The organism is Flammeovirga kamogawensis (assembly GCF_018736065.1).
Classification (GTDB): Bacteria; Bacteroidota; Bacteroidia; order Cytophagales; family Flammeovirgaceae; genus Flammeovirga; species Flammeovirga kamogawensis.
Map to the genome: position 1 here is coordinate 506,192 of NZ_CP076128.1, position 26,443 is coordinate 532,634.

The following is a 26,443-nucleotide window of genomic DNA, read 5'->3' on the forward strand; positions in this document are numbered from 1 at the left end:
AATATTAAAGAAGTCCTTTCGTCATTGCTAAGTGATATTGTGTTTGTAATAGCTGTAACTCGTGCGATGATAAATTCAATTTCGCATCAGTTAACGCATTTAGTGCAGATACATACTTAGCAGAAGTAGCAGCACCGTTATCAAGCTGACCTTTTGAACGAATAGCATTGCGTTCTTGAATTTTAATAATCTCATTATCTTGAGTTATTAACTTCTCTAGTTGGTCAATACTAGCTTGAATCTGAACTATCTGTGAGTTCATTGTTTTACTAAATGTTTCTAACTCCGTATTAATCACTTCTTTTTGTATTTGAGTGACTTGTCTTTCTCTACTGTTTTTACCATAATCAAATGGTTTCCACGCAAACTTAAGACCTACTTGATAGAAGAAATCGCCATCTACTAGAAAGAAGTTATAAGGGTTGGGAGTACCATAACCACCAATAGCATAAGCAGAAACAACTGGTAAACGTTGTGTTTTTAACATGTCACTCATTACATCCATACTTTGTGTTTGAAGTTTGTACATTTCAACCTCAGGACGATTATAATCAGCAGATAAAGAGACTGTCATTTCTGGACGTACAAGTTCAATTGTATTCCATTCATTTTCTCTTTCTAACCATATACACAATGCTTTTAAGGCTCCATTCTTTTGTGCCTCTACAGATAGTAATTTTTGTTGAGCCTTGAAATATTCAACTTTTAAAGCATCTGTTGTACTTGGTAATGCAGCACCACCAGCTTCTAGAGCTTCTACTTCTTTAAGTTGATTTTCTAACTCTTTAATTACTCCATCTTTTATTAAAGCCTCTTGCTCTTGGTAACTTAATGCAGCGAAATAAATCTGTGATATAGATTCCTTTACAGAAAACTGCTTAACACTGTTTTCTTGAATTTTGATGCCATATTCAGAACTTGATTGAGCCAGTTTCTTTTTCTTGATATTCCCATTGTAAATAGCGTAATCTACAGATGCGTAGGTTTGCCACTGTGTATGTGGGATTTCAGGAAAAACAGCTGCAGCAGGAGCATTTGGATCGGTAGGAGAGATTACATCAGAGAAGTAACCAATTTTGCCTTGAATACCAAATTGAGGTAAACGATCTTTACTGATTGCCTCTTTTTCAGTTTCCTGCATTCTAGAATACATTTCTTTTTGTTCTGATAAGGGGTGTTTCTCAAGAGCCTCTTTTTCAGCTTGTTCAAAAGTTATTTTTGTTTGTGCTATTAGAGGGAAAGAGAACCCAAAAACTAATAGCAGGAGGTATAAATACCTACTATTCACTTTATTCATTATTATTAGATTTAATACCGTTTAATATTATGTGATGAAGAATACTCTTGCGTTCTTCAATAAATTCATCGAATGAAAAAGGTTCGATTTGATCGAAATTTGTAAACATAGGTTTTGCGATAAAAGGGAAAATACATGACCCAAGAAGCGTAGTCATGAATTGAAGAGGGTGTATAGATATAAAATTAGGATCTTCTTGTAATTGTTTTCCTATTGAAATTACTGTGTCTTGCATCTCCTTTGATGGTGTAAAAGGAGCTTTATTCATTTGAAGTTCACCAATAATAAAAGTAACCATGTTAGGGTTTTCTTTTAAAGTATCGATGTATAAATCAATAAACTGTGAGATTTTATCTTCCAAAGGTTCAGGCCCCCTTAGGACATACACTATTGGAAAAATTGTCTTTCGGATTAAATCTTGAAAAACCTCTTGAAAAAGGCCTTCTTTATTTTTAAAGTAATAATGTACTAGTGCTTTGTTAACACCAGCAGCGTCTGCAATTTCTTGCATTCTTGCACCACTTTTTCCTTTTTTCTGGAAAATGTCTTTTGCAACTTCTAAAATTTTATCTTTTGAATCCATATTTTTTTAACCATTTGGTTAACTGATATGCTAATTAACCAAATGGTTAAACAGAAAGCAACTATTGTTTAACTTTTTTTAAAATATTAGATATTATTTAATCTTTTAATGATAATTCAAGATGATATAATTAAATTATAACTCATCATTATTAAACCATTATTAAAATGAGATATAAACTATTTGGAAAGTCTGGTTTAAAAGTTTCAGAGTTGTGTTTAGGTGCTATGACTTTTGGGGAAGACTGGGGAACGGGAGCTGATTACAATACATCTAAGCAAATTTTTGAATCTTTTGCAGAAGCCGGAGGTAATTTTATTGATACTGCTAATTTTTATACAAATGGAACTTCTGAAAAGTATCTGGGCGATTTTGTAGGTGCAGAAAGAGATAAATTTGTTTTAGCATCAAAATATACATTAATAGAAGATAGTTCGCACCCTAATGGAACAGGAAATTCTAGAAGAAATATGATGCGAACTGTAGAGGCATCTCTTAAAAGAATGAATACAGACTACATGGATGTTTTATGGGTACATATGTGGGATGGAACAACTAGTGTTGATGAAATCTTAAGGGCCATGAACGATTTAATAAGTCAAGGAAAAGTAGGTTATATTGGGATTTCTGATACACCAGCTTGGGTTGTTTCTCAGGCAAATACTATGGCTATATTAAGAGGATGGGAAGAATTTGTTGGCTTACAAGTAGAATATAGTTTAATTGCTCGTGACGTAGAAAGGGAGTTAATTCCAATGGCAGATCACTTTGGTATGTCTGTAACAACATGGTCACCTTTAGGGGCTGGTTTACTATCAGGGAAATATAATAAGGGAATGATTGAAGGAAGTAGGCTAAGTGAGAAGAGCGTGAAATTTACTCCCAAAAATATACGTATAGCAGAATCAGTAGTAAGTATAGCTCAAAAGTTAGGCAAATCACCAGCTCAAGTAGCCTTAAATTGGCTTAGAGCACAGAATAGAAATATTATTCCTATTCTAGGAGCAAGAAAAGTAGATCAGTTAAAAGATAATCTTAATTGTGTAGATTGGAACTTAGAGCAATTAGATCTCGATTTATTAGAAGGTGAGAGTGCAATTGATTTAGGGTTTCCTACGAAATTTTTAAGTGAGGATACTGCAAAGAAATACTCATTTGGAGGATGGTATGATAAGATAGATAAAAGATAAAAAAGTATCCCCACTATAATGAAATGAATTATAGTGGGGATTTTTTATCTTGATCTTCCGTATCTCTTTTTTGAAGAAGGTGCTTTATTTGTATTAGGATTTCTTGTTGGAACTCTTGGTTTTCTAGGTCCTGATCTTCTAGGTTTTTGTTTATCTTCTTCTTTTTTATCTGAAGTAACTAAACCTAATTGTTCGTATAAGAAATCTCTAGGTACTTCTAAAACACCACCTGATTTTAACTCTTTAATCCTTAAATTACCAATAGCGAGACGTACTAACCTTAAAGTTGGGAAATCAACAGAGGCTGTCATTTTACGGACTTGTCTGTTTTTACCTTCATGAATGGTAAGTTCAATAAAAGAAGTTGGAATATTTTTTCTAAATCTCACAGGAGGATTTCTCTCCTTTAAATTATCTGGTTTATCCACTTTTTTACACTGAGCTGGTAAGGTGGTATAAGGAGTGGAGTTAACCGTAATTTTGGTACCTTTTTCTAATTTTTTTATTGCCTCAGTAGTAATATCTCCATCAACTTGAACCAGGTATGTTTTGTCGTGTTCAAACTTTGGATTTAATAGTTTATGATTTAGAAGCTTATCATTAGTAATAATTAATAAGCCTTCACTGTCCATATCTAAACGGCCAACGGGGTAAACATCATTAGGAAATCTCCCAAGGCTTTTTAAAGTTGGTCGCCCTCCATCATCAGAAAATTGAGGTAAAACACCATAAGGTTTATTGACTATAAAATATTTATACTGCATGCTTTTTATTTAAATGCTGGAATTCCTGTAATATCAGCTCCTAAAATTAATAAATGTATATCATGTGTGCCCTCATAAGTAATTACAGATTCTAAGTTCATCATATGACGCATAATTGGATACTCTCCAGAAATACCCATTCCACCTAAAATTTGTCGTGCTTCTCTTGCTACTTTTAATGCCATTTCAACATTATTTCGTTTTGCCATAGATATTTGCGTAGAAGTAGCCTTTCCATTTACTTTTAGCTGACCAAGACGTAAAGCTAAGAGTTGTGCCTTTGTAATCTCTGTTAACATTTCAGAAAGTTTTTTCTGTGTTAACTGAAACCCACCAATTGGCTTGTCAAATTGTTTTCTTTCTAAAGAATAATCTCTAGCAGTTTCATAACAATCTATTGCTGCACCAATTGCACCCCAAGCAATTCCATAACGAGCACTATCAAGGCACATTAATGGAGCACCTAAGCCATCTTTCTTGGGTAGCACATTTTCTTTTGGAATTTTCACATTGTCAAAAACTAATTCGCCTGTAATACTCGCTCTTAAAGACCATTTATTATGGATTTCAGGAGCTGTAAAACCTGCCATTCCTTTTTCAACAATAACTCCTTTTACTCTTTTATTTTCATCTCTAGCCCACACAACTGCAATATCGGCAATTGGCGAGTTAGTTATCCACATTTTTGCTCCATTTAATAAATAATAATCTCCTTTATCAATTAAATGCGTTTCCATTCCAGATGGATTTGAACCATGATTTGGTTCAGTGAGACCGAAACAGCCTAAATATTCTCCACTAGCCAATTTGGGTAGATATTTTTTCCGTTGCTCATCAGAACCAAAAGTATAAATAGGGTACATTACTAAAGAACTTTGTACAGAAGCCATTGATCGTAATCCAGAGTCACCTCTTTCAACTTCTTGCATAATAAGTCCATACGCGATGTCATCCATACCACCGCCACCATATTCTGTAGGTATAGCAGGACCAAACAAGCCCATTTCTCCAAATTTTTGAATTAGATGTTGAGGAGCTTCAGATTTTTGAGCAAATTCTTCAATAATAGGTTTAACATCTTTAGTGATAAATGCATTTGTAGCATCTCTTGCAATCTTTTGTTCTTCATTTAGAAGATCATCGATATTATAGAAATCAGTCATGTGTTTATTGTGAGTTATGGTTTTATGTGATTATCGTACAAGATGATAAAAAATCTCTTTAATTGTGGAATATTATAATTGATTATTCAGTAAATCTGCTTTTCCTTTTGTAGTTTCGTGATTCAGAAAAATCAAATGAACTAATATATAGATTATGGCTTTTGAAGTAGTTGGTAAAATTGAAAAGATTATGGATACTCAACAAGTATCTGATCGTTTCAAAAAAAGAGATTTTGTGCTCTTAATTCAAGATGGTAGTTACCCTCAATACATCAAGTTTCAGGCAACACAAGATCGTTGTACTTTACTTGATAGCTTTAATGAAGGAGATGACATTGCAGTAACTTTCGATCTTAAAGGTAGACCTTTTGATAAAGGTGGTGAAACAATTTATTTCACAAACCTTGAAGCATGGAGAATTAATGCAGCAGCTAGTGCTCAACCACAAGCAGCTCCACAACAACCAAGTTATGGTGGAGGAGCTCCTGTACAATCAAATACACCACCACCGCCACCACCACCGGTAGGAGGAGATGATATAGATGGAGATTTACCATTCTAATAATAAAAAAAGAGCTCGATTTAAACTTTAAATCGAGCTCTTTTTTTTATTGAATAGGGTAAGTGTATTTTCTTCCTTTACCTCGTCCTCTTCCTTTCTTAGAATTGGTTGTTTTCTTAACTAAAACCTGTTTTTCTACAAATCTATTTTTCTGATCAACTTCTAAAGAAATTAATTGACCTTTATCTTTCTTTCTAAGCTCTGAGATTCCTTTATCAATCATACCATTAAAACTATTATGATCAATTTTTAATTTTGATAATTTTTTTAAGAATCTTATCTGATTTGGAATCGTTCCCTTTAGTTTATTATCACTAAGGTCTAATACTTTTAATTCTTGTAAATTTCCAATACTTCCTGGAACAGTACCATTCAAATTATTGCCTCTTAAATTAATTTTAATAACTCTATTTTTGGAATCTACTTCAACTCCGTACCATTCTGATAAAGGCTCTGCAGAACCCCAACCCGTTTTATTGTACCAGCCTTTACCATTTGTAGATTGATATAAACTTTGTAAAACATCTCTATCAGACATTATACCTTTATCTTTATTACAGCTAATTATTGACGCTAAAAGGAGTATACTAAATAAGAAAGTATTAATTTTTTTCATAATATGTTTTTTGGATGATTCACATCTAAAACAATCAAAATGAAATAGTTGACAATTAATAAATCTTAATTAGATTCATATTGAAGTACTTTGTATATCGAATTTTAATTGTTGTGAGTTACACATATTAATGGATTTAAAACCAATTAATAGCATCTTGGATAATAGAAATTAAGTTGCTATTTATCATTCCTAGGTTAATCATTACGTTTTTATTATTGAAATAATTATGTAGTGTAAATAACCCAAAATTCACATTATATTTTAATATTTCCCTAATGTATTCTTTGAAAATTCTTTTTATTTTATAAAGTTGGCTGAGTTCATGACTGGTATTAGTATTATCAATATTTACTGTTTTGTAAGTGCAGCACTGTGAATTATATAATCAATATTTAAGGGGGAATTCTAAACAAAAAATAGCATTGAGATTATCTCCCAATGCTATCTTTATTTGTTGTTTTTAAAAAGTTAAAACAAACAATATATACTAACTAAGCTGCTTTTTTAGCGGCTTTAATTTTATCATATTCACTATTTAAAATTGGGAACCTTTGACTGTATGTTAAACATTTCCATCCCCATTCTAATGGTCCGAATTTAAATTTCTTTAACCAAAGTGCACTATATGTTACTTGGAAAATATAGATGAGCACAGCAATAACAAAAATTGGAGCTAAGGTTAATGTACCTCCTAAGCCAAATCCAACACCATAGAAGATTACAATACCTATTAATGTTTGAGATAGGTAATTTGTAAAAGACATTTTACCAACTGATGTTAAAGGTTGCATTGCTTTTTCTCCCCAACTAGTATGATAAATTATTGATAAAAGTGAAGCATAAGACAATGCTAAAGTAAGTTGCCCAAACATCATGATTGCTTTAAAACCTAAATCAGATGCTTCTTTTGGGAATTTAGCCATACTACCACCAATTTGATAACCTATTAAATGTGCTACAGTACCTAAAGCCGCAAAAATGAAGAATACTTTCCAAGATCTTCCACTTTCAGTAAAGAACTTTTTTGATTGTAAGTAAAATCCAAATAAGAATAAGCCTAAAACTTTAAATGGACGGTAGGAAGGCATAAAATCAAACCATCTCCACATAATATTATGTAAGTTCTGTTTAAACGTTGTTATAACATTCCCACTTTGGAATGCAGCGACAACTGCAGACGGGTCTTCGTCAATATATCTTTTCATTGCTTCTCCTGCCATTTCTTTACTCGGACTCATCCATCCTGGAGCAATAAATAACATAATTGCATCAAAAATTAATGGGGCAAACATGAAAAATATAGCCCATTTTAGAATTTTATCAGGAGATTGGTTTCTAAAAAGAATAAATATAAATGCCATCATACCATATAGCATTAATATATCTCCAGACCAAAATAACATATGAATAAACCCAAAAAGGATTAAGAATTTTAATCTTCTTCTGTATACTTTTAAAAAGGCTTCTTGATTGTTTCTCTGACGGTCATATTGTAAGTAAAAACCTACGCCGAACAAAATTGAGAAGATACTATAGAACTTAGTATCGACAAAGAAATTTAATAAATGATGTAGTGTACTATCGTATTCTGCAAAAGCAAAAGTATTTAATTCTGCAGTGGGAGTAAACTTATATAAACTCCAACTAAGGATATTCGCAAATAAAATCCCTAAAATCGCAAAACCTCTTAACGCATCAATAACGCCAAGTCTTTGTTTTCCGGTAGTAGGGGTGATAGTAGATGATGTAGTATTAGTCATGAATATAGTGTAAGTGAATATTAATTTTAATCAAGTTATCAATATTGTATGACAACTCTTTGTGATTTTATCGAAAGATACCGTTATTAGTTACAGTCCATAAGTTAATAAAGCTTTTTACATTGGTGATGATAACATTTTACAAGACTATTTTTAGATTTTTTAATATAACACTGTTTTTCCTAATTCTTTTTTCTGGGACCGTTTTTTCTCAAGAAACCGAAAAGAAATATTATGATAACTCTTATTGGACATTTTGGAATGTTGATTATGAATTGAATAATAATGATAGTTTATTTTTTGAAATAAATACAAGATCATCTGCTTTTGATAGTTATATCATAGATGGGCTAAATATTAATAGAGCACACATAATGCTTGGTTACGCTCATAAATTTAAAAATAAGAAATTAATGGTTGGAGGTTCTGTAAGAGATGTATTCGAACCAAATTGGAATGTCCTTTTTTTACGTGCCTTCTTTCAACATAATGGTCAAATTGGTGGCGGTTTATTAGATTTTCAGAAACGACTACAGTATGAACAAATACTGCATAATAAAACTGGCGATACCTCTGGCAGCAGAGATGATTATGGTAGAATTGGGTTTTGGATAATGCTTGGTCGTAATTTTACTATTGCTCAAGCCAAATTGAGAGCAGAATTTTCTTATGAACTTTTTGTAAATACAAATAATAGTTCATCAGAAGATAGGAGTGTAGATTTAACTAGATTACGATTTGATGTATATTATAGATTTGCAGAAGATAAATTTAGAGTAGGTTTATTTGCAATGCGAGATACACAATATTATTTTGCTCCAGCTTCTGGACCGAGCTATGATGCAGATGGTAATTTAATTTCTGATGGAAAACCTGAACGAAATTTAAATTTGATTACACCAACTTATGGAATTACTTTTAAGTATAGTATAAGGCAAAAAGAAGAGTGTAATTGCCCTGGAGAAAAAAGAAAAAGAAAATAAAAAAGGAGTTGATTAAATTAATTAATCAACTCCTTTTTGGTTTGAAACAGTTTATTTTATTGAAGAGCTTTTCCAAAAGTTAAAACTTTTCTTTGGATACGATCAAAATCTTTTGCTCCAAGATTGAACATTCCTTTTTCTAGAGATAAGTTATAATTTTTATATGCGTTTTTTGTATCACCTTTTCTTAAGTAATAATCACCTAATAGCTCATAGGCTTCTGCATTATCACTAATTAAAATAGAAGCTTCTACCCAAGATTTTGCTAATTCTAGATCTGCGTTCCAATTAATAGCTAATGCTGCTGCTTTATTTAAAGTTCTCCAATCATTTTTATCTGCTTTATTAACGATTCTAATTAATTTAGCTGATTTTTCATCATTTGGAGCATCTGCAAAAGTAGATAAAGAGAAAAATAATACTACACTGAAAATAGAGAATAATGCTTTCATTTTTATAGTTGATCTTTTTATGAGAAATAGTTCCTTATTCTTAGAAATCATTGAACTGAAATTTCTTTCAGCTCAAGATTTCAATATTAATTTGACATTAATAATAAATCCATCTCTATGCCTTAAATGTATAATATATTGATTGGTAGGTAATTACGATTTATTTGGCTAAAATAATATTTGTAAATATTGTTCAATAGCGTACGCTTTGTTCATGAATGTTCGTACATTGCACCGAGTAATTCAAAAGAACTATATATATAATGATCAGTATAAATAAGGTCACTTCAATTTCACTATTGTTAGTGATTATAGTGGTATCTCTAATTTTTTTAAAATCTATTCTTGTGCCATTAATATTGGCAATAATATTTTGGTTAATTGTTGTAGAGGTAAGAACATTAATAGGAAACTTATTAGGTTCAGATAAAAATAAAATTCCAGTTTGGATTCAGAATATACTTGCAACATTAACCATCTTTGCCATATTTTTTGTGGCTATAAAAATGTTGAGTATTAGCATTCAAAACCTAACAGAATCGTTATCTCATTACGATGGTAACCTCATTTTAATTGAAGATAAAGTAAATAACCTATTTGATATAGATATCACTACATCATTAAATAAGATGATAGGTGACTATAATTTTACATCTTTATTAAAAAACATACTTACATCTGTTACAGGGCTATTTGGGAATACCTTTACCATTATTCTTTACGTTGTTTTCTTACTATTAGAAGAGAGTGTATTTAGTGATAAGCTCGTTAAAATTTATCCAGATGCTAAAGAATATAAAGCTGTAGTAAAAATGATTGCTAAAATTGGTAATTCGGTAAGTAGTTATTTAACACTAAAATCATTTGTAAGCTTATTAACTGGAGTATTAAGTTATATGGTTTTAAAACTAATGGGTATTGATGCACCATTTTTCTGGGCACTTTTAATATTTGCTCTAAACTATATACCAACAATAGGATCTTTAATAGCTACCCTTTTTCCTGCATTTTTTACAGTAATCCAGTTTGCTGATTTGTCATCTGGTTTAATAGTATTATTATCTGTAGGTGTTATACAAGTGATTATTGGTAACCTTGTAGAACCAAAAGTTATGGGTAATTCGCTAAATATTAGTGGGTTGGTAGTATTAATTGCTCTTGCTTTTTGGGGTGCATTATGGGGAGTTGTTGGAATGATTTTGAGTGTACCAATTACTGTAATGATGATTATTATTTTTGGTGAATTTGATGCAACAAGGCCAATAGCAATTATTCTGTCAGAGAATGGGAATACAGGTATTTCAATTCAAGAAGAAGAAACTGAATAAGTTATTGTTGAATCATAAAATAAAACCTCCTTTAGATTGATTTCTAAAGGAGGTTTTATTTTATTCTAATATATTTCTATTGCGATACAATTTGCATCAAATATGCACAAAACATTGCTCCGTAGGTTCCTAGAGCATACCCTAAAACTGCTAATAAAACTCCAACAGGAGCTAAAGAAGGATGAAAAGCTGATGCTATAACAGGTGCTGAAGCTGCACCTCCTACATTTGCTTTACTACCAACAGCAAGGAAAAAGAAAGGAGCTTTAATTATTTTAGCAGTAATAACCATAATGATTACATGAATTAGCATCCAAACGCCCCCTACGGCTAATAAACCAGGATTCTCTAATGTTTTTGTGACATCCATTTTCATACCGATAGTGGCTACTAAAATATAGATACAAACACTTCCAAATTTAGAAGCTCCATACCCTTCTAATTTTCTAGCTTTTGTAAAACTTAAAATTACGCCAATTGTTGTTGCTAATAAAACTAGCCAAAAGAACCTACTGCTTAAAACACTAGTTGAAGGATCGGCAACAACTGAAGTAATATAACTACTTAAGTTATCAGCTAAAAAATGAGATAAACCTACAATACCAAAAGCAACTCCAAGAACAATCATTAAGTCTGTTAGTGATGGATTTTTAGTAATACTATTTTGATAGGCAGCAACTTTAGCTTTTAAATCTTCAATAGCAGTAACATCAGCTTTTAACCATTTATCAATTTTATCTGTTTTACCAATTCCTAATAACAAAATCGCCATCCAAATATTGGCAACAATAATGTCAACAGCTACAATTCCAGAATAAAGAGATTGATCATATTTATATATTTCTAACATTGCGGCTTGGTTTGCACCTCCACCAATCCAGCTACCCGCTAATGTTGCAAGACCACGCCATACTTCTTGAAAACCTGCTCCATTAAAAGTTTCCGGAGAAAAATAAGAAACAATTAAAATAGCCAAAGGACCTCCAATTATAATTCCAACGGTTCCTGATAAGAACATTATAATACTTTTACTACCAAGGTTGATAATCCCTTTCAAGTCAACACTAATTGTCATTAATACTAAACTAGCTGGCAAAAGATAGTTTTTTGCCATAGTATATAAATTGGAGTGTGAAGGAGAAATGATATTAAGTGTACTTAAAATTGATGGAATTAAATAACACATCAATAGGGCTGGGAATATTTTATAAAACTTAGACCAAAAAGAATTTTTTAGACTTGAAGTGTAAAATACAAATGCTAGAGAAGCCATAAGAAGGCCAAAAACTACTGCATCGTTTGTGATAAGGGGAGTGATAGAATTTTCCAATTTTTTTATAAAGTATGATTAGTATTTATGCCTACAAGAATACAAAAAAATACATAGAAGTAAGCCTTTTAAGAAATTTTTAAACCATTTGAATTTATTTAATGAATATAATTTGAAATGAGTATTCGAATAACATACATTTGTTGAGTGAATAATCATTCACAAATAAATATACGTAAATAAAGAAAGATTTTTATATAAAAAATTGAGCGTAATGTTGAAAATTAGTAAAAAAGTTAAGAGTACTGTAATAGTATTTTTGCTTATGATTATATCTTCTTTTGCTTTTGGTCAATCAGATACAAATTTAACAAGAAGAGAACTTGCAGTAAAAGCAATTGAGAATTCTCATTCAGTTAAAATAAAACAAAATGAAGCAAAAGCATCTCATTTCGATAAACAAAGAGCATTATACACTTATATTCCAAAAGTAGGGGTTAAAGGTGGTTACGCTTATTTATTAAATGATATTACAATATCAAGAGATATTAGTGGGACAAAAAACCAAGCCCTATATGGATTAGAACATAGCAAGAATCAATCTCTAGCTCAGTTGGCTTCGTCTGGTTTACCACCAACAATGATTGGGGTAGCAACTCCACTAATTGAAGGTGTTTATAATAACATTGGTGGCATGGTTAATCAAATTCCAAATACACCTTCAATATCAATTCAAGATAATAATTTTTGGTTTTATGATGCTTATGTAGAAATGGTCATTTTCTCTGGTCTTCAAGCACCAACATACGCAAAGGCTGCAGAGGCTAAATCAGAAGCACAACAAGCAATGGTAGAGCAAGAAAAAAACGAAATCATAATGGAAACATTAAGTTATTATGATAAAATGGCTGTTGTTAACCAATCTCTTAAGGTTTTAGAGGAAAGTCAGAAAAGATTGGATAAGCAAACTGAATTTGCAAATAAAGCAAAGGAGGTAGGATTAGCGACAGAATATGATTTAAATAAAATTAGAATTGCTGAAAAAGATATAGTAGCAAAAAGAATTGAATTAGAAGCGAGTAAAAGTCTTGTGATCCAAAAATTACAACAACTTACCGGGTTAGACCAAGGGGATTTAGCTAAAATTAACCCAGAATTAACGCTTTGGATGGTGGATGAAAATGAAATTAATTTAAGTAATAGAAATGAAATTAAAGCTTTAGAACACTCTATAGAAGCTTTAGAATACAAACATAAAGGTGAGCAATATGGAGCTCTACCAAAAGCAAAAGCATTTGCACATGTAATTCAAGGTGGAACAAATATGACGAATGTAGATGCCGTACCTTTTGTTGGTGTGGCTATGCAATGGGAAATATTTGATGGTTTACAAAGGAAAAGAGAGGTACAGAAATCTGAACTTGCAGTAATCTCTATGAAAGAAAAGAAAGCCTATGCTCAGGATTTAGTACAACTAGATTTTCAAAAGAAAAAAATGGAATGGCAAGTTGCAACTCAAATGGTTGATGTTTCAAATCAGAAGCTTGATGGTGCGAAAACAGGTCTTAAAATAAAAGTACAAGAAGCTAAAAATGGTTTGACAGATGTAACTGATGTACTGGATGAGATATCTGAATATGAGAAATTTCAACTTGAATATATTCAATCAATCGCAAATCAAAGGCAAACAGCAATAGCGTTAATTAATGCTATGGGTGTACTTAATATAGAACACATTCAAAACTAATAAAAGAATAAATCATCATGAAATATATATACTTATCAATTGTAACATTATTTATTTTTTCTTCTTGTACAAAGGCTCCAGAGCAAGAAAATAAATTAAAGGGAAAAGTAAAGCGAACAGCAGTGTATGTAGCTTCTAAAGTTCCTGGAAGAATTATAGCAGTTAATGTTGAAAAAGGAGAAATAGTTGAAAAAGGAGATACGTTAGCAATAATTGACTTACCAGAAGCTGAAGCAAAACTGATGCAAGCTAACGGAGCAGTAAAAGCAGCAAAAGCACAATATGAAATGGCTTTTAATGGAGCGACAAAAAACCAACTTGATCAGGTAGATGCTGCATATACTGCCGCAAAAGAACAATATGAGTTTGCAGAAAAAAGCTATCAAAGAATTAAAGAAATGTATGATGAAGAATTGATTTCATCTCAAAAGCATGATGAGGTATACACAAAATACCAAATGGCTAAAGCAAAGTATGAAGGGACTCAAGCTAAAAAAAGGGAGGTAGAATCTGGTGTTAGAAATGAAAAACAACGTATGGCCTTAGGGCAACTTGAAAGAGCGAAAGGAGCTTTAAAAGAGGTAAATATAGCCTTATCTGAAAGATATATTATTGCTCCTAAAAAAATGAGAGTAGAGACTATTGCTTTACAGCAAGGGGAATTAGCATTACCTGGATATAATATTTTTTCTGGTTATGCTGAAGGGACAACATATTTTAGATTTGTTTTAGCTGAGGAAGAGGTATTAAAATACAAAGTTGGAAATATTGTAACTGTTTATTCTCCTTTTGATGTATCAATATCTTTAAAAGGTAAAGTGGGGTCAATTAAAGAAGAAATGTCTTATGCGACAAGGAAATCTATGAACCCAACTTACAATGTTGATCAGTCTTTATATGAGTTGAAACTTATCCCTTTAAATGCTAAAAAGGCAGATGAATTACTTACGAATATTACTTTATTAATGGATAAAATTAACTAAGTGATGAAAGCATTATTACAAATAATTAAAAGAGAGTTTAAACTTTTCTTTTCCAATAATGTATTGCTTGCAGTGTTTTTTGGAGCACCAATATTTTTTGGAATCCTAATAGGGTATACCTATCAACAAGCAAGTGTAAAGAATTTATCAATTGCTGTTATCGATCAAGATAATTCTCCATTAAGCAGTACTATCATAGATGCTTTAGATGAAAACTTTTACTTATCTGTTAATAAAGTAACAGCAGATGATAAAGATTTAAAAAAGGATTTACCCTCTTTTGAAGCGATTGTTAGAATCCCAGAGGGTTTCGAAGGAGATGTTAATTATAAAAGACATCCACACATTCAAATAGAGGTGAATGGTGCTAATATGATTACAGGTAATTATGCAAATATTGGTATAAGAACTGTACTAGGAACTATAAATGCAGGAGCTGAAATTGTAAGCCTTCAAAAACAAGGTGTTCCAATTGAAACGGCGAAAGAACAATGGGAAGTTTTCGCAATAGATAATTCGAGGTATTTTAATGGTACATCCAATTATTTGCTATTTATGTTACCTGGAGTGATGGGAGCAGTGATGCAACAAGTTTTTTTATTGGGTTTAGCATTGACTTTTAGCTATGAGCATGAAAATAATACTTTTGGAGAGCTAAGTGAAATTACTAAAAATCCAGTAATAGTATTTTTAGGAAAAGCGATTCCATATTGGGTCTTAGGTATGTTTTTATGGGGTATAATTCAAGTAACATTACTTCCATTCTTTAAAATACCTACACCATCAAATATAAGTGCATTATTAATAACTACTTCTGTATTTATTTTATCACTCACTTGTTTAGGAATGCTAGTTAGTTGGATTGTTCCTTCTCAATTAAAAGCAACAGAAGCATTAATGGTTGTTTCTACTCCAAGTTTTATTCTATCCGGATTTACATGGCCTTTAGAAGCAATGCCGGCTTGGATTCAAGCTTTTTCAAATTGCATTCCGTTGACTTATTTTCTTCAGGCACTTAGAAAGTTGATCAATTATGATACTTCTTTAGGAGATCTGACGTATCAACTTAACTCAATGTTAATTATTTCATTAATAACAGGTGTAGCAACTTTAATTTTGATTACACTAAAATTGAAAAAGAAACCAGTTAATAAGTAGATAATAGTAAATTCTATTCTTTTACAATTTCAGGTTTAACTTGAAACTGTTTTGTTTTTATCAAAAAGGCTGATTTCAATAAAGAAATCAGCCTTCTGTTTTTACATTTCACAGTTATTGTATTTTATAACTTTGTGCAAACTTTTTGTAGCATCTTCTTCATCTAAATAAAATGAATAGGAGTTAAGTAATATACCTTCAGTATTCTCAAGTTTTAGAGAATGACTTCCACTTTTAAATTCTTTCTTTAACTCGAAAACAGTTTTACCTTCTGATAGTTTTTGTATCACAGTATGACTGAGTCCATAAGATGATGTAATATGAAGAGTGATTAAGCTGTTTTCATTACAAACATCACTTAGAGGGTCTACAGAAATTACTAACGTATTAAAAGTGTGAGAAGCAATTTCTGATTCCGATTCATCATCATTAGCATAACCTTGTACAGAAGGGGTGTTGATTACAGGAGATATTCCTTCATCAGTTGCACAAGAAAATACAGAAAGAGTTAGTGTAAGTAGGCATACGATTTTAAGAATAGCAGTTTTCATCTTTAACGATTTAATGGTTGACATATATTCAAAACTCATTAAACACTATGTTAATATGAATTTTACTTGGTGAAATGCTTATTTGTAATGGTATAATGTGAATTTAGTCTGCACAATTATTATAAAAGACAGTGTTATCTACGTTGTTTTTGTTGTCAAAATCTAACTCTACTCTTGATGTTGAAAGTAACTGTTTGTTGATTTTAAAACTTAAAAAGTAAACATTTTCATTATCCAACTGAGTAATTGAAACAACTCCTTTTCCTGAAGGGCTTAAAGTGGAGTGAATAGTTGAAATAAAGACCTTGTCTTTATTTAAAATAGCAATTTCTATAAATTCACTAGAGTTACTACAATCGTCAGATGAAGGCTCAAAGTTCACATCAACTGTTTTGATTTGATTTTGACCATCTTTATTATTTTGAGGAGACACATAGTTAGATACAGTCAAAGATTGAGAAGGAGAGATTGTTTCATCTTGAGTTGAGCATGATAATAAACTCAATAATAGTAAAATTGAAATAAAATAGTTCATTGTTTTTATTTGTATGTTAGCGTTAAGTATTAGTCAATTGACTAACACAGAATAGGATACCAGTAAAGTAGGATGTAATTAGATAAGTTGACCTTGTGTAAAAGAATTGATAACTTCTTTTTTAAGGTTTCTACTAATTGTAAAAAGATTATCATTAATAACAACAGAATTACCTTCTATTGCTTTAACATAATTGATATTAATAATAAATGATTTTTGAATGCGAATAAAGAGATCATTTGGCAGCCTCAGATGTATATCTTTTAGCTTCATTAGTGTGATGTATTGTCTTTCTTCAGTAACAATATTGATGTAGTTGTTCTGCGATTCAATAAATTGAATATCTGAAATGAGAATTTTATTAATCCTATTTTCAGATCTCACAAAAATACATTTTTCAACAGTTAATGACTCCTGAATTTGATTCGCTTTAATCTTAACTTTCGCCTTGATTGCGGTCTTATAAAACCTTTCGAAAAGAGTTGGTTTTAACAAGTAATCTAAAGCATCCAGTTCATAAGTATCAACAGCTTTTTCTTTATAGTCTGATAGAAAAACTACTTGAATAGAATCTTTTAAAGATTTAACCCATTCTACACCATTAATTTGATCAAAATCGGTACACACAAAGAGCAATTCAATGTTGTTATTCTCTAAAAATTGATCTGCAATTAGTGGAGAATTAAACACTGCAACAAGGTTTAGATAAGGTATTTGATCTATATAGCTTATCAAAACCTCTTGAAAGAGATTATCAGGGTCTATTATGACACATGTAATAGACGATGAGATATTTTTCATAATAATTAGTTTCTAAAAAAGCATAGATACCTGATTAATGATCGCTCTGCTTATTTTAAATGGTAATTTGATTAGTAAAAAACTAACCTTATAGCAACTGTGATAGTAAAATAGATAATTGATATAAAACTAAATCTTGTATTTAAAAGAAGAGCCTCTTATTAACCAATTATTTAGTAAAGAATAATCTGAAGTTGATTTCTGAAATTCGTTGTTTGTTCTTAAATTTTAAATAGTAAAATAGTCAATAATACTGTTTAAAACTTTAGCTGTTAATACCTCAAAAATACATTACCAATAATAAAAATAGCAGTATTATTGGTGAAAATGATTCAAACTTTTGTAAGAAGAGAGAATTTGATGGTAAAGTGAAGGTAATTACATAAATGCAATTACCTTTTTATTTTTATGATTTTCCAGCCAATAGATATAAAGCTGCCATTCTTGTAGCAACACCATTTTCCACCTGATCAAGGATGATGGCATTTTCTGCATCGGCAACATCAGAAGTTATTTCTACACCACGGTTAATAGGACCAGGGTGCATAACCACAATTTCTTTATCAAGTGATTCAAGAATTTCTTTATTTAAACCGAAATTTTGAGAATATTCTCTTACAGAAGGGAAGTTCTTAACCAATTGACGTTCCATTTGAATACGTAACATATTCGCAACATCACACCATTGTAAAGCTTTTTTAAGGTCGTGTTCAACAATAACTCCAAGATCTTTGATGTATTTTGGAATTAAGGTATGAGGGCCACATACCATCACTTCTGCACCTAACTTTTGGAGTGCAAAAATATTAGACAAGGCAACTCTTGAATGTAAAATATCACCTACGATTACAACTTTTTTTCCTTCAACTTCTCCTAATTTTTCACGGATAGAGTAAGAGTCTAAAATTGCTTGAGTAGGATGTTCATGTGTTCCATCGCCAGCATTTAAAATTGTAGCATCAATATGTTTTGCTAAAAAATGAGGAGCTCCAGGACTAGAATGACGCATTACTATCATATCAACTTTCATTGATAAAATATTATTTACAGTATCTAATAAAGTTTCTCCTTTTTTTACAGAACTACCACTAGATGAGAAATTAATCACATCTGCCGATAATCTTTTTTCTGCTAGCTCAAAAGAAAGTTTAGTTCTTGTTGAGTTTTCAAAAAATACATTGGCAATGGTAATATCACGCAATGAAGGTACTTTTTTAATAGGACGATTAATTACTTCTTTAAACTGATCTGCAGTTTGAAAGATGAGTTCAAGGTCTTCCCTTGTAAGATCTTTAATCCCTAGAAGGTGCTTTGTACTTAACATTATGTATTATTCGATCAGGAATTTTTGTATAAAAAAACGGCAATAAAGCCGTTAAAATAATTATTGATTAATAAGCCAAAGAGTGTCCTCTTCGTGACCCTCTTCTTTCCATTCTGCAGTAATATATTGCGATTGAATAGAATTAACAACCTTACCTACATATGTAGGTTCGATTGGGAGGTCTCGGCTATATTTTCTGTCTACTAAACAAAGGAGTTCCACTTTTGAAGGACGACCAAAGGCCATCATAGCATCTAAAGCTGAACGGATAGATCTTCCAGTAAAGACAACATCATCAATTAAAATAACATTCATATCTTCTATTAAGAAGGGGATGTCTGTTTTACTAGGAGTAAGTATATTATCTCCTCTTCTAAAATCGTCTCTGTGGAATGTAATATCTAATTGGCCAACAGGAACAGTAATATTAGACAGTTCAAAAATTCGTTGTCTAATTCTATCAGAAAGAATAATCCCTCCTTGTTGTAAACCAATTATAACAGTATTAGAGAAGTCACCATGATTTTCGATCAATTGTTGACTTAACCTACTGATTGTAATGTCAAGTAATTGACTATGTAAAATACTTACTTTTGCCATTATATAATATAGAATTTAGCAAGGGTTACATTACCCTCTTTATTCCAATATACAAGTTTACGAATTTTCTTTTAAATTGGAATAAAAACCTTTCATTTTGATAAGATCATTTAACGAATTACAATGTCTGAATAAATGGTGCTTTTCATCAATATGAAGGTCTTTTAAGGTGTCAAAGTCAATAAATGACATATTATCAATGGTTTGTTTACCATTTTCCATTTCTGGATCTATCCCTGTAATTAACTGACCAGCTTTTCTTTCGACTAAAAAAAATAATTCTATTCCATGTAGTGGCAAATCGAAAAACTCATGTGTAAACATAAATTCTTTGATAGTAATTTCGAGCCCTGTTTCTTCTAAGAATTCTCTTTTTAAAGCATCTTCAACAGATTCACCGTATTCTAAACCGCCACCTGGAGGAGCATAAAAAATACCTCTCTTGCCAATAGATAGATGTTTTGCTATTAGAATAGAATCATTTTCTACTAAAAGCCCACAAACTCTAACTCTAAGTCGATGACCAAATGTTTTTTCAACTTCAGATTTACTAGCGATCTTTTTACTTTCCATGTGAATTAATTTTCGTCAAAAGTAAAAAAAAGGGATAACATTTCTGCTATCCCTTTCAATTAGTTACATTTCTTTAGATCGACTTAAATAAAGTGAGGTCAATTGGTGAATCCTCAGCAATAATATCTTTAGAAACAGGTAAGCCATTTTCTGCTTGGTAAGTAACAGTATATTTCTTTCCTTTTTCTAAATAGAATTGTAAAATATCATTCATATCTTTTGTAGGTCCGGCTGTAGTGCCATTATCTATCACTTTATTTTTAATAGATAAAGTTACTTGAGAAGCGACCCTGTTATCACCAATTAGTGTACATTGCTTATTTTTAAACATTTTTACACGTACAGGAATTTTACCATCTAGTTTAGCTAACTTTTTTTGTTCATCGTTCCAAAGTCCTAAATACCTATCTGTTACGTTATGAGCATGAACATATTTAATGTCAAAATCCCATACTAAAGGGAATGCATACTCTGCAGGTTTCCAAGATGAAGCATAAATCCAATTTTCTGGTTTTGTTTCATCAGCAGCTCCAGCATCTGGTAAAAACCATCCTTTATCTAATCCCGAAGGGTAGTATTCCGTGAATTTCCATTGTCCGTTTACATAAACCTCATTCCAGTTATGGTTACCTTCTTTTAAAGTCCATTTTGGTGTGCCAGCTAGTCTAGATGGAATGCCAACAGCTCTAAAAGCATCAGCTAGTAATACCGATAAACCTGAACAAGATGCTAAACCTTGATCAATAGATTCGTAAGGAGATTGGTCTGGTTTTTCTCTTTCTGTTGAATATTTAACTGCTACAACATCAATAATTGTATCATTTAAGATTTTAATTGCTTCCTCTATGGTTTTACAATTTCCTACAATAGGAGCAAAACGGTTATAAAAATCTTGTCTCCAATCATCACGGCGTTCATTCATTAAAGCGTAAGGAAGAACATCATTATAAAAAATAGAATCGGGTATTGTTTTACCCCAAGGAAATTCTTCTTTTGCTTTGTATGCTAGCTCAACATTTTCTGTTAAGTATTTAGACGATAAGGTTTGTAAATCTCTTTCAGGCATATAAGCTACTAGAAAAGCCATTCCGTTTTTATGCTCTAATGGAGTTGTTTCAAGTGCTTTAGTAATTTCTGTTTTATTAGTACCTGCTTTAACAAGTGCTTGATCTAATAAAAGATGGTATTCACTATTAATGCCATCGTACTTTTCTGAACATCCAAAAAATAGAAGCAAGCTTAATAATGGTAGAATAATTCGTTTCATACTTTGTTGATTAGTAGGTTCATTTATTGATTCACAATTTAATCAAGAAAGTAAAATACTGCATGTATTTGCGTGTTATTACTTATTAATAAGTGTTTACGGTCAAACGGTAGTATAAAGCCGACATAAATGGGCGTTAATTTTCAATTTGATTACATTCTTCACAATATATTTTTTTGAGATATGGATGCCCTAATAATTGAAATGTAATACCATCATTATTCATTGAATTAAAAAAGTTACAAAAACGTAGCCTATTTTTACTGATTGCTTTATATATGATCTCTTTATAACTATCCTTTTTGAAGTAATCAGGGTTTATTATTGTAAGGTTTAAATAATAAAATAATAGTTCTTCAGATGCAGAATTATTGACCGCGGCTGAACTTATTAAGTCAATAGCATATTGCTTATTAGAATAATTAATGTAAAATTTTGAAAGTCTAATTAATTCATCTTCAGATATATTGTAGCTATTAAATAACTTTTTGATCTTTTTTATGCAATCATTTTTTTCGGTGTAGTTAAGCTCTTTTTGTGCTTTAATAGTTTTTACGATAAGGTAATTAAATTGAAATTTATCAAGGTCGATTTTATTTGCCCCATTATTTTTTAGGTAATTAAGGTTAGTTATTATTTCAGACTCTAGGTCTTCTTCTGTATAGAACCATAACTTGATTAGAATAACCGTTTGATTAAATTTGAGTGTAAAGTTATTTGGTAATAATGTCAACATTTCTTTAATACTGTTTCTCACATTAAATAATTGGTTGTCGTTCTCATCAAAATCATAAACGATTTGATTATTAAGAATAGAAATGTATTCTGGTTTTTTAGGAACAGTCAATTTTTCTAGAATGTCATCTTTATTTGAAGTGTATTTTACTCTTTCTTGGATAATACTTTGTAAAAATAAAGCTCTATCAAGGTCATTATGTTGTATAGACTGACCAAACATTTCTACTAATTGAGAAGACGATGTATTTTTAAATTCAGTTATTAATTTTAAAGAAACACTTATTTCACCTTTCCTGTGTTTATCTAGAATTGGAGATAGATTTTCTAGAATATTTTTTTCTTTTAATTTATCTCTAATTTCATCTCTAGATAAATTGATAAAATAACTATAATCTGTTCCTTTAATATCTTTAAAAAAATCACTCCAATTTTCTTCTTGTTCGATACTTACAGTAACGTTTTTAGACATGTAACTTGCTAAGTTAGTAATAATATTTTCGGCTCTTAAATATTGAAGGGAAGTGTTTTTTTCTTGATTTCCTTCTACTGATGAGTACGCTTTTATATGAATATTAGTAATATTATGATTAGTTAATTGAAGTGCATTATGTAAACTATCAAGTTCATCTTGATTAAATAAAACTTCATCTTTTTTAAAGTAAACAGTTTTTTTAAGGTTTTTTGATAATGTACCAGAAGTGTACCCTTTTATATTTTTGGGGTGATCAACCTTTAAAGGAATCTTAAAAAGAGAAAGGTAGTTTTGATCTATATAATATGTAGTATGATAGTCTACTAAATAGTTTTTCTTAATTAGCCAAAAATTGATTTCGACATCATCAATAGTATATTTTCTAGGGAGACGTCCAATAGGAATTTTTAAGTACCCAATATTATTTCTTGTATAAGTATTTTGAATCTCTTCTTTGTATATTATTTTATATATTTCTCCATAAAAATTATCATCATTAAGAGGATAGGCGTTATTTAAACGGGAACAAGAAAATTGATTTTTCTTAATAATATCAATTGCTAAACCATCATTTTTATTACTAAAATATTTGTCAAAATACCTGTAATCTGTAAGTAAAACTGAGATTTCCCTTGTAATCAGATCCAAATGGATAGAAAGTCTTACTTCTCTTGGTTTAGTTTTGTCAAACTCATTGTATTGCTTAATAAATTTCTTTGGCTTTTTCTCATTGACAGCTTTAAGTTTATCTTTTTGAGCAAAAGTGTAAAGAGGTAAACAAATGAATAGAAGGAAGTATAGCGTTTTAGTTTTCATGGTAAAAGAGCATTTAGTAACACATCAAGTTACTTATTCATCAGCATAAAAAAAACGGATCCATCTTTCGATGAATCCGTTTATAATTTTATAACAAAAGTTGTAATTATACAACAATATTTACAATACGCTTAGGAACAAAAATAAACTTCTTGATTGGTTTATCTTCAACCCATTTCTGAACAACCTCATTTGCAAAAACAGCAGCTTTAGCATCTTCTTGAGAGATATCCATTGGTAAATCTAACTTAACACGCATTTTACCATTAATAGAAACTGGATAAGTATGTGATGCTTCTACCAATAAAGCAGGGTTAAACTCAGGGAAACTTTCAGTAACAATACTTGCAGTATGTCCGAGTGCATCTTGCCATAATTCTTCAGCAATGTGTGGTGCAAATGGAGATACAATAATTAATAATTGCTCAAGAACTTCTTTTTTATGGCATTTAGCTGCTGCTAATTCGTTTACACAAACCATAAATGCAGGTACAGTAGTATTTAAGCTTAAGCTTTCCATATCTTCTCCTGCTTTCTTGATTGTCTTGTGTAAGATTTTCAATTCAGCATCTGTTGCTTTACCATCTACTACAATCAATTTTCCTTCGTCAGTATAGAATAATCTCCATAGCTTTCTCAAGAATTTCCAAACACCATCAATACCTTGCATTGACCATGGTTTTGATTGTTCTACAGGGCCTAAGAACATTTCGTATAAGCGAAGTGTATCAGCACCATATTTTTCGATAACTACATCTGGATTCACAACATTGTATTTAGATTTTGACATCTTTTCTACAACAGATCCACACATATATTTACCATCTTCTAAAATGAATTCAGCATTAGCATAATCAGGTCTCCATTTTTTGAAAGCTTCTGTATCTAATTCATCGTTAGTAACGATATTTACATCAACATATAGCTCTTGTACATCGTAATCCTTTCTTAAGCCATAAGAAACAAACTGATTTGTACCTTTAACTCTGTAAACAAAGTTAGAACGACCTTGGATCATTCCTTGGTTTACAATGCGTTTGAATGGCTCTTCATGGCTAATAAAGCCCATGTCGTATAAGAACATGTTCCAGAAACGCGAGTACAATAAGTGTCCAGTTGCGTGTTCTGTACCACCAACATAAAGGTCTACTTGATTCCAATATTCAGCAGCTTCTTTACTTACAAAGGCCTCTTTATTTTGAGGATCCATATAACGTAAGAAGTACCAAGAAGAACCAGCCCAACCAGGCATAGTAGTTAATTCGTAACCAAATTTATTGTCAAATTTCCAATCTTTAGCATTACCTAAAGGAGGATCACCATCTTCTGTTGGAAGGTAGTTTTCTACTTCTGGTAAATTTAATGGCAACTGACTATCAGGAACTAATTGAGGATTGTCATTTTCATCAAAATAAACTGGAACTGGTTCACCCCAATATCTCTGACGAGAGAATACTGCATCACGAATACGGAAGTTGACTTTTTGTTTACCAACACCTAATTCTAATGCTTTATCAATGGCAACTCTAATAGCTTCATCAGTTTCTAAACCGTTTAAGAAGCCAGAATTAATCATTTTACCCCTTTTAACCTCCGTAGGGTTTTCCATGTCTTCTGTTCCTTCAATTACACGAATAATCGGTAAATCGAATTTTTCAGCAAAACGGAAATCACGGTCATCAGAAGAAGGCACAGCCATAACTACACCTGTTCCATAACCAGATAGTACATAATCAGCAATCCATAAAGGAACTTCTTCTCCAGTAATAGGATTGATAACATGAGAACCTGTAAATACACCAGAAACAGTTTTTACGTCAGATTGACGATCACGCTCTGATCTATTTTTAGCAGTTTCAACATATGCTTCAACATCAGTTTTTTGTGCGTCAGTTGTTAATTCAGCAACTAATTCATGTTCAGGAGCAATTACTACATAAGAAACACCAAAAATTGTGTCTACACGTGTTGTAAAAGCAGTTAGCGTAATATCTTTTTCAGCAACTTTAAAATCCAATTCGCAACCAATTGATTTACCAATCCAGTTACGTTGCATTTCTTTTAATGCATCTGACCAATTTAAGCCATCTAAATTTCCTAATAGACGATCTGCATATGCTGTGATACGCATCATCCATTGTTTCATTTTCTTGCGTTCAACTGGGTGGCCACCTCTTTCAGAAACACCATCTTTTACTTCATCATTTGCAAGTACTGTTCCTAGTGCAGGACACCAGTTTACCATTGCTTCTGATAAGAATGTAAGACGATATTGTAATAAAATTGTAGCTTTTTCTGCTTCAGAGAAGTTTTTCCATTCTGCAGCAGTGAACTCTGTAGAATTATCATCTTTTTCAGCGTTGATTCCAGCAGAACCATTTGCTTCAAAAAGAGCGATCAATTCTTTTATATCTTTTGCTTTATTAGCGTCTTTATCGTACCAAGCATTGAATAATTGTTCAAAAATCCATTGCGTCCATCTATAATATTCAGGAGAAGAAGTTTGAACTTCACGGCTCCAGTCAAAACTGAAACCAATTTTATTCATTTGTCCTTTGAAAGTCTTGATATTAGCTTCCGTTGTAATTGCAGGGTGCTGTCCAGTTTCGATAGCATATTGTTCTGCAGGAAGACCAAATGAATCAAATCCCATTGGATGTAGAACATTGAATCCTTTTAGCCTTTTAAATCGAGAAACAATATCAGAAGCGATATATCCCATTGGATGACCTACATGAAGACCAGCTCCAGAAGGATAAGGGAACATATCTAATGCGTAATATTTTGGCTTACTTTTATCAATATCAACTTTATAGATATTGTTTTCTTGCCAGTATTTCTGCCATTTAGGCTCGAATGAATTATGATTATATTCAGACATACGTTTGTTGTATTCTAAAAAATGAT

At 31.3% G+C, this 26,443-nt stretch carries 24 protein-coding genes; 7 read left to right on the forward strand and 17 right to left on the reverse strand.

The features are described 5' to 3' along the window. Positions 1 to 4: 4 nt before the first annotated feature. Together KM029_RS02035 and KM029_RS02040 are read right to left on the reverse strand one after the other, a co-directional pair. Complete coding sequence (locus KM029_RS02035; RefSeq protein ID WP_144075124.1) at positions 5 to 1,297, reverse strand: TolC family protein; 1,293 nt, start codon at positions 1,295 to 1,297, stop codon at positions 5 to 7. Then, positions 1,290 to 1,880: a TetR/AcrR family transcriptional regulator gene (locus KM029_RS02040; protein ID WP_144075125.1), complete on the reverse strand. Its 591-nt coding sequence runs from the start codon at positions 1,878 to 1,880 to the stop codon at positions 1,290 to 1,292. The genes KM029_RS02035 and KM029_RS02040 overlap by 8 nt, the downstream gene beginning before the upstream one ends. Before the next feature lie 167 nt (positions 1,881 to 2,047). Between KM029_RS02040 and KM029_RS02045 the strand changes: the two genes are divergently transcribed. After that, positions 2,048 to 3,070, forward strand: coding sequence for an aldo/keto reductase (locus KM029_RS02045; protein ID WP_144075126.1), 1,023 nt, complete (start codon positions 2,048 to 2,050; stop codon positions 3,068 to 3,070). Between the two features lie 44 nt (positions 3,071 to 3,114). Here the strand turns inward: KM029_RS02045 and KM029_RS02050 are convergent, their stop codons facing one another. Both KM029_RS02050 and KM029_RS02055 read right to left on the reverse strand, forming a co-directional pair. After that, on the reverse strand, positions 3,115 to 3,834 hold the full coding sequence (locus tag KM029_RS02050; protein ID WP_144075127.1) for a pseudouridine synthase: 720 nt from the start codon (positions 3,832 to 3,834) through the stop codon (positions 3,115 to 3,117). A 5-nt stretch (positions 3,835 to 3,839) separates the two neighbouring features. Then, on the reverse strand, positions 3,840 to 4,997 hold the full coding sequence (locus tag KM029_RS02055; RefSeq protein WP_144075128.1) for an acyl-CoA dehydrogenase family protein: 1,158 nt from the start codon (positions 4,995 to 4,997) through the stop codon (positions 3,840 to 3,842). 154 nt (positions 4,998 to 5,151) lie between these two features. On the opposite strand from KM029_RS02055, the gene KM029_RS02060 reads away from it, so the two are divergent. After that, positions 5,152 to 5,559 carry a DUF3127 domain-containing protein gene (locus KM029_RS02060; RefSeq protein ID WP_126613598.1) on the forward strand — a complete coding sequence of 136 codons (408 nt, stop codon included), beginning with the start codon at positions 5,152 to 5,154 and terminating at the stop codon, positions 5,557 to 5,559. A 46-nt stretch (positions 5,560 to 5,605) separates the two neighbouring features. Here the strand turns inward: KM029_RS02060 and KM029_RS02065 are convergent, their stop codons facing one another. After that, positions 5,606 to 6,175 carry a leucine-rich repeat domain-containing protein gene (locus KM029_RS02065; RefSeq protein WP_144075129.1) on the reverse strand — a complete coding sequence of 190 codons (570 nt, stop codon included), beginning with the start codon at positions 6,173 to 6,175 and terminating at the stop codon, positions 5,606 to 5,608. Positions 6,176 to 6,669: 494 nt separating this feature from the next. Then, positions 6,670 to 7,938 (reverse strand): DUF418 domain-containing protein, encoded by a 1,269-nt coding sequence (locus KM029_RS02070; protein WP_144075130.1) that lies wholly within the window; start codon positions 7,936 to 7,938, stop codon positions 6,670 to 6,672. Positions 7,939 to 8,066: 128 nt separating this feature from the next. Between KM029_RS02070 and KM029_RS02075 the strand changes: the two genes are divergently transcribed. Continuing rightward, the gene (locus KM029_RS02075; protein WP_144075131.1) at positions 8,067 to 8,921 is read left to right on the forward strand and encodes a hypothetical protein; all 855 of its coding nucleotides are present in this window, start codon (positions 8,067 to 8,069) and stop codon (positions 8,919 to 8,921) included. A 56-nt stretch (positions 8,922 to 8,977) separates the two neighbouring features. Here KM029_RS02075 and KM029_RS02080 read toward each other — a convergent pair whose 3' ends face one another. Further along, complete coding sequence (locus tag KM029_RS02080) at positions 8,978 to 9,373, reverse strand: hypothetical protein (RefSeq protein WP_144075132.1); 396 nt, start codon at positions 9,371 to 9,373, stop codon at positions 8,978 to 8,980. A gap of 263 nt (positions 9,374 to 9,636) precedes the next feature. Here KM029_RS02080 and KM029_RS02085 point away from each other — a divergent pair, with 263 nt between their 5' ends. Continuing rightward, the gene (locus KM029_RS02085; RefSeq protein WP_144075133.1) at positions 9,637 to 10,701 is read left to right on the forward strand and encodes an AI-2E family transporter; all 1,065 of its coding nucleotides are present in this window, start codon (positions 9,637 to 9,639) and stop codon (positions 10,699 to 10,701) included. A gap of 76 nt (positions 10,702 to 10,777) precedes the next feature. Here the strand turns inward: KM029_RS02085 and KM029_RS02090 are convergent, their stop codons facing one another. Next, complete coding sequence (locus KM029_RS02090; RefSeq protein WP_240050324.1) at positions 10,778 to 12,031, reverse strand: DUF819 family protein; 1,254 nt, start codon at positions 12,029 to 12,031, stop codon at positions 10,778 to 10,780. Between the two features lie 214 nt (positions 12,032 to 12,245). Between KM029_RS02090 and KM029_RS02095 the strand changes: the two genes are divergently transcribed. From KM029_RS02095 to KM029_RS02105, 3 genes are read left to right on the forward strand one after another with little or no spacing between them, the layout of a single operon-like run. Further along, positions 12,246 to 13,718 carry a TolC family protein gene (locus tag KM029_RS02095; RefSeq protein WP_144075134.1) on the forward strand — a complete coding sequence of 491 codons (1,473 nt, stop codon included), beginning with the start codon at positions 12,246 to 12,248 and terminating at the stop codon, positions 13,716 to 13,718. 17 nt (positions 13,719 to 13,735) lie between these two features. Continuing rightward, the gene (locus tag KM029_RS02100; protein WP_144075135.1) at positions 13,736 to 14,701 is read left to right on the forward strand and encodes an HlyD family secretion protein; all 966 of its coding nucleotides are present in this window, start codon (positions 13,736 to 13,738) and stop codon (positions 14,699 to 14,701) included. 3 nt (positions 14,702 to 14,704) lie between these two features. Then, the gene (locus KM029_RS02105; RefSeq protein ID WP_144075136.1) at positions 14,705 to 15,859 is read left to right on the forward strand and encodes an ABC transporter permease; all 1,155 of its coding nucleotides are present in this window, start codon (positions 14,705 to 14,707) and stop codon (positions 15,857 to 15,859) included. Between the two features lie 101 nt (positions 15,860 to 15,960). On the opposite strand, the gene KM029_RS02110 is transcribed toward KM029_RS02105, so the two are convergent. From KM029_RS02110 to leuS, 9 genes are all read right to left on the reverse strand, one after another. After that, the gene (locus KM029_RS02110) at positions 15,961 to 16,410 is read right to left on the reverse strand and encodes a hypothetical protein (RefSeq protein WP_158631131.1); all 450 of its coding nucleotides are present in this window, start codon (positions 16,408 to 16,410) and stop codon (positions 15,961 to 15,963) included. A gap of 103 nt (positions 16,411 to 16,513) precedes the next feature. Further along, positions 16,514 to 16,945, reverse strand: coding sequence for a hypothetical protein (locus KM029_RS02115; RefSeq protein ID WP_144075138.1), 432 nt, complete (start codon positions 16,943 to 16,945; stop codon positions 16,514 to 16,516). Between the two features lie 78 nt (positions 16,946 to 17,023). Further along, entirely contained in the window at positions 17,024 to 17,746 is a 723-nt protein-coding gene (locus KM029_RS02120; protein WP_144075139.1) for a LytR/AlgR family response regulator transcription factor, read from the reverse strand. A 406-nt stretch (positions 17,747 to 18,152) separates the two neighbouring features. Further along, positions 18,153 to 19,070 carry an aspartate carbamoyltransferase catalytic subunit gene (locus KM029_RS02125; RefSeq protein ID WP_144075140.1) on the reverse strand — a complete coding sequence of 306 codons (918 nt, stop codon included), beginning with the start codon at positions 19,068 to 19,070 and terminating at the stop codon, positions 18,153 to 18,155. 60 nt (positions 19,071 to 19,130) lie between these two features. After that, entirely contained in the window at positions 19,131 to 19,670 is a 540-nt protein-coding gene (gene pyrR, locus KM029_RS02130; RefSeq protein ID WP_144075141.1) for a bifunctional pyr operon transcriptional regulator/uracil phosphoribosyltransferase PyrR, read from the reverse strand. Between the two features lie 57 nt (positions 19,671 to 19,727). Then, positions 19,728 to 20,243: an NUDIX domain-containing protein gene (locus tag KM029_RS02135; RefSeq protein WP_144075142.1), complete on the reverse strand. Its 516-nt coding sequence runs from the start codon at positions 20,241 to 20,243 to the stop codon at positions 19,728 to 19,730. A 73-nt stretch (positions 20,244 to 20,316) separates the two neighbouring features. Then, entirely contained in the window at positions 20,317 to 21,510 is a 1,194-nt protein-coding gene (locus KM029_RS02140) for a transglutaminase-like domain-containing protein (RefSeq protein WP_144075143.1), read from the reverse strand. Between the two features lie 136 nt (positions 21,511 to 21,646). Then, positions 21,647 to 23,536, reverse strand: coding sequence for a hypothetical protein (locus KM029_RS02145; RefSeq protein ID WP_144075144.1), 1,890 nt, complete (start codon positions 23,534 to 23,536; stop codon positions 21,647 to 21,649). A gap of 106 nt (positions 23,537 to 23,642) precedes the next feature. Then, complete coding sequence (leuS, locus tag KM029_RS02150; protein ID WP_144075145.1) at positions 23,643 to 26,417, reverse strand: leucine--tRNA ligase; 2,775 nt, start codon at positions 26,415 to 26,417, stop codon at positions 23,643 to 23,645. Positions 26,418 to 26,443: the final 26 nt, after the last annotated feature.

Coding starts and splice junctions, on each gene's coding strand:
- KM029_RS02140 (WP_144075143.1), bottom strand. CDS start 21,510: ATGAAACGAATTATTCTACCATTATTAAGCTTGCTTCTATTTTTTGGA.
- KM029_RS02120 (WP_144075139.1), bottom strand. CDS start 17,746: ATGAAAAATATCTCATCGTCTATTACATGTGTCATAATAGACCCTGAT.
- KM029_RS02110 (WP_158631131.1), bottom strand. CDS start 16,410: ATGAAAACTGCTATTCTTAAAATCGTATGCCTACTTACACTAACTCTT.
- KM029_RS02045 (WP_144075126.1), top strand. CDS start 2,048: ATGAGATATAAACTATTTGGAAAGTCTGGTTTAAAAGTTTCAGAGTTG.
- KM029_RS02085 (WP_144075133.1), top strand. CDS start 9,637: ATGATCAGTATAAATAAGGTCACTTCAATTTCACTATTGTTAGTGATT.
- KM029_RS02095 (WP_144075134.1), top strand. CDS start 12,246: ATGTTGAAAATTAGTAAAAAAGTTAAGAGTACTGTAATAGTATTTTTG.
- KM029_RS02050 (WP_144075127.1), bottom strand. CDS start 3,834: ATGCAGTATAAATATTTTATAGTCAATAAACCTTATGGTGTTTTACCT.
- KM029_RS02125 (WP_144075140.1), bottom strand. CDS start 19,070: ATGTTAAGTACAAAGCACCTTCTAGGGATTAAAGATCTTACAAGGGAA.
- KM029_RS02055 (WP_144075128.1), bottom strand. CDS start 4,997: ATGACTGATTTCTATAATATCGATGATCTTCTAAATGAAGAACAAAAG.
- KM029_RS02070 (WP_144075130.1), bottom strand. CDS start 7,938: ATGACTAATACTACATCATCTACTATCACCCCTACTACCGGAAAACAA.
- KM029_RS02105 (WP_144075136.1), top strand. CDS start 14,705: ATGAAAGCATTATTACAAATAATTAAAAGAGAGTTTAAACTTTTCTTT.
- KM029_RS02065 (WP_144075129.1), bottom strand. CDS start 6,175: ATGAAAAAAATTAATACTTTCTTATTTAGTATACTCCTTTTAGCGTCA.
- KM029_RS02075 (WP_144075131.1), top strand. CDS start 8,067: ATGATAACATTTTACAAGACTATTTTTAGATTTTTTAATATAACACTG.
- KM029_RS02080 (WP_144075132.1), bottom strand. CDS start 9,373: ATGAAAGCATTATTCTCTATTTTCAGTGTAGTATTATTTTTCTCTTTA.
- pyrR (WP_144075141.1), bottom strand. CDS start 19,670: ATGGCAAAAGTAAGTATTTTACATAGTCAATTACTTGACATTACAATC.
- KM029_RS02115 (WP_144075138.1), bottom strand. CDS start 16,945: ATGAACTATTTTATTTCAATTTTACTATTATTGAGTTTATTATCATGC.
- KM029_RS02040 (WP_144075125.1), bottom strand. CDS start 1,880: ATGGATTCAAAAGATAAAATTTTAGAAGTTGCAAAAGACATTTTCCAG.
- KM029_RS02145 (WP_144075144.1), bottom strand. CDS start 23,536: ATGAAAACTAAAACGCTATACTTCCTTCTATTCATTTGTTTACCTCTT.
- KM029_RS02035 (WP_144075124.1), bottom strand. CDS start 1,297: ATGAATAAAGTGAATAGTAGGTATTTATACCTCCTGCTATTAGTTTTT.
- KM029_RS02135 (WP_144075142.1), bottom strand. CDS start 20,243: ATGGAAAGTAAAAAGATCGCTAGTAAATCTGAAGTTGAAAAAACATTT.
- KM029_RS02060 (WP_126613598.1), top strand. CDS start 5,152: ATGGCTTTTGAAGTAGTTGGTAAAATTGAAAAGATTATGGATACTCAA.
- leuS (WP_144075145.1), bottom strand. CDS start 26,417: ATGTCTGAATATAATCATAATTCATTCGAGCCTAAATGGCAGAAATAC.
- KM029_RS02100 (WP_144075135.1), top strand. CDS start 13,736: ATGAAATATATATACTTATCAATTGTAACATTATTTATTTTTTCTTCT.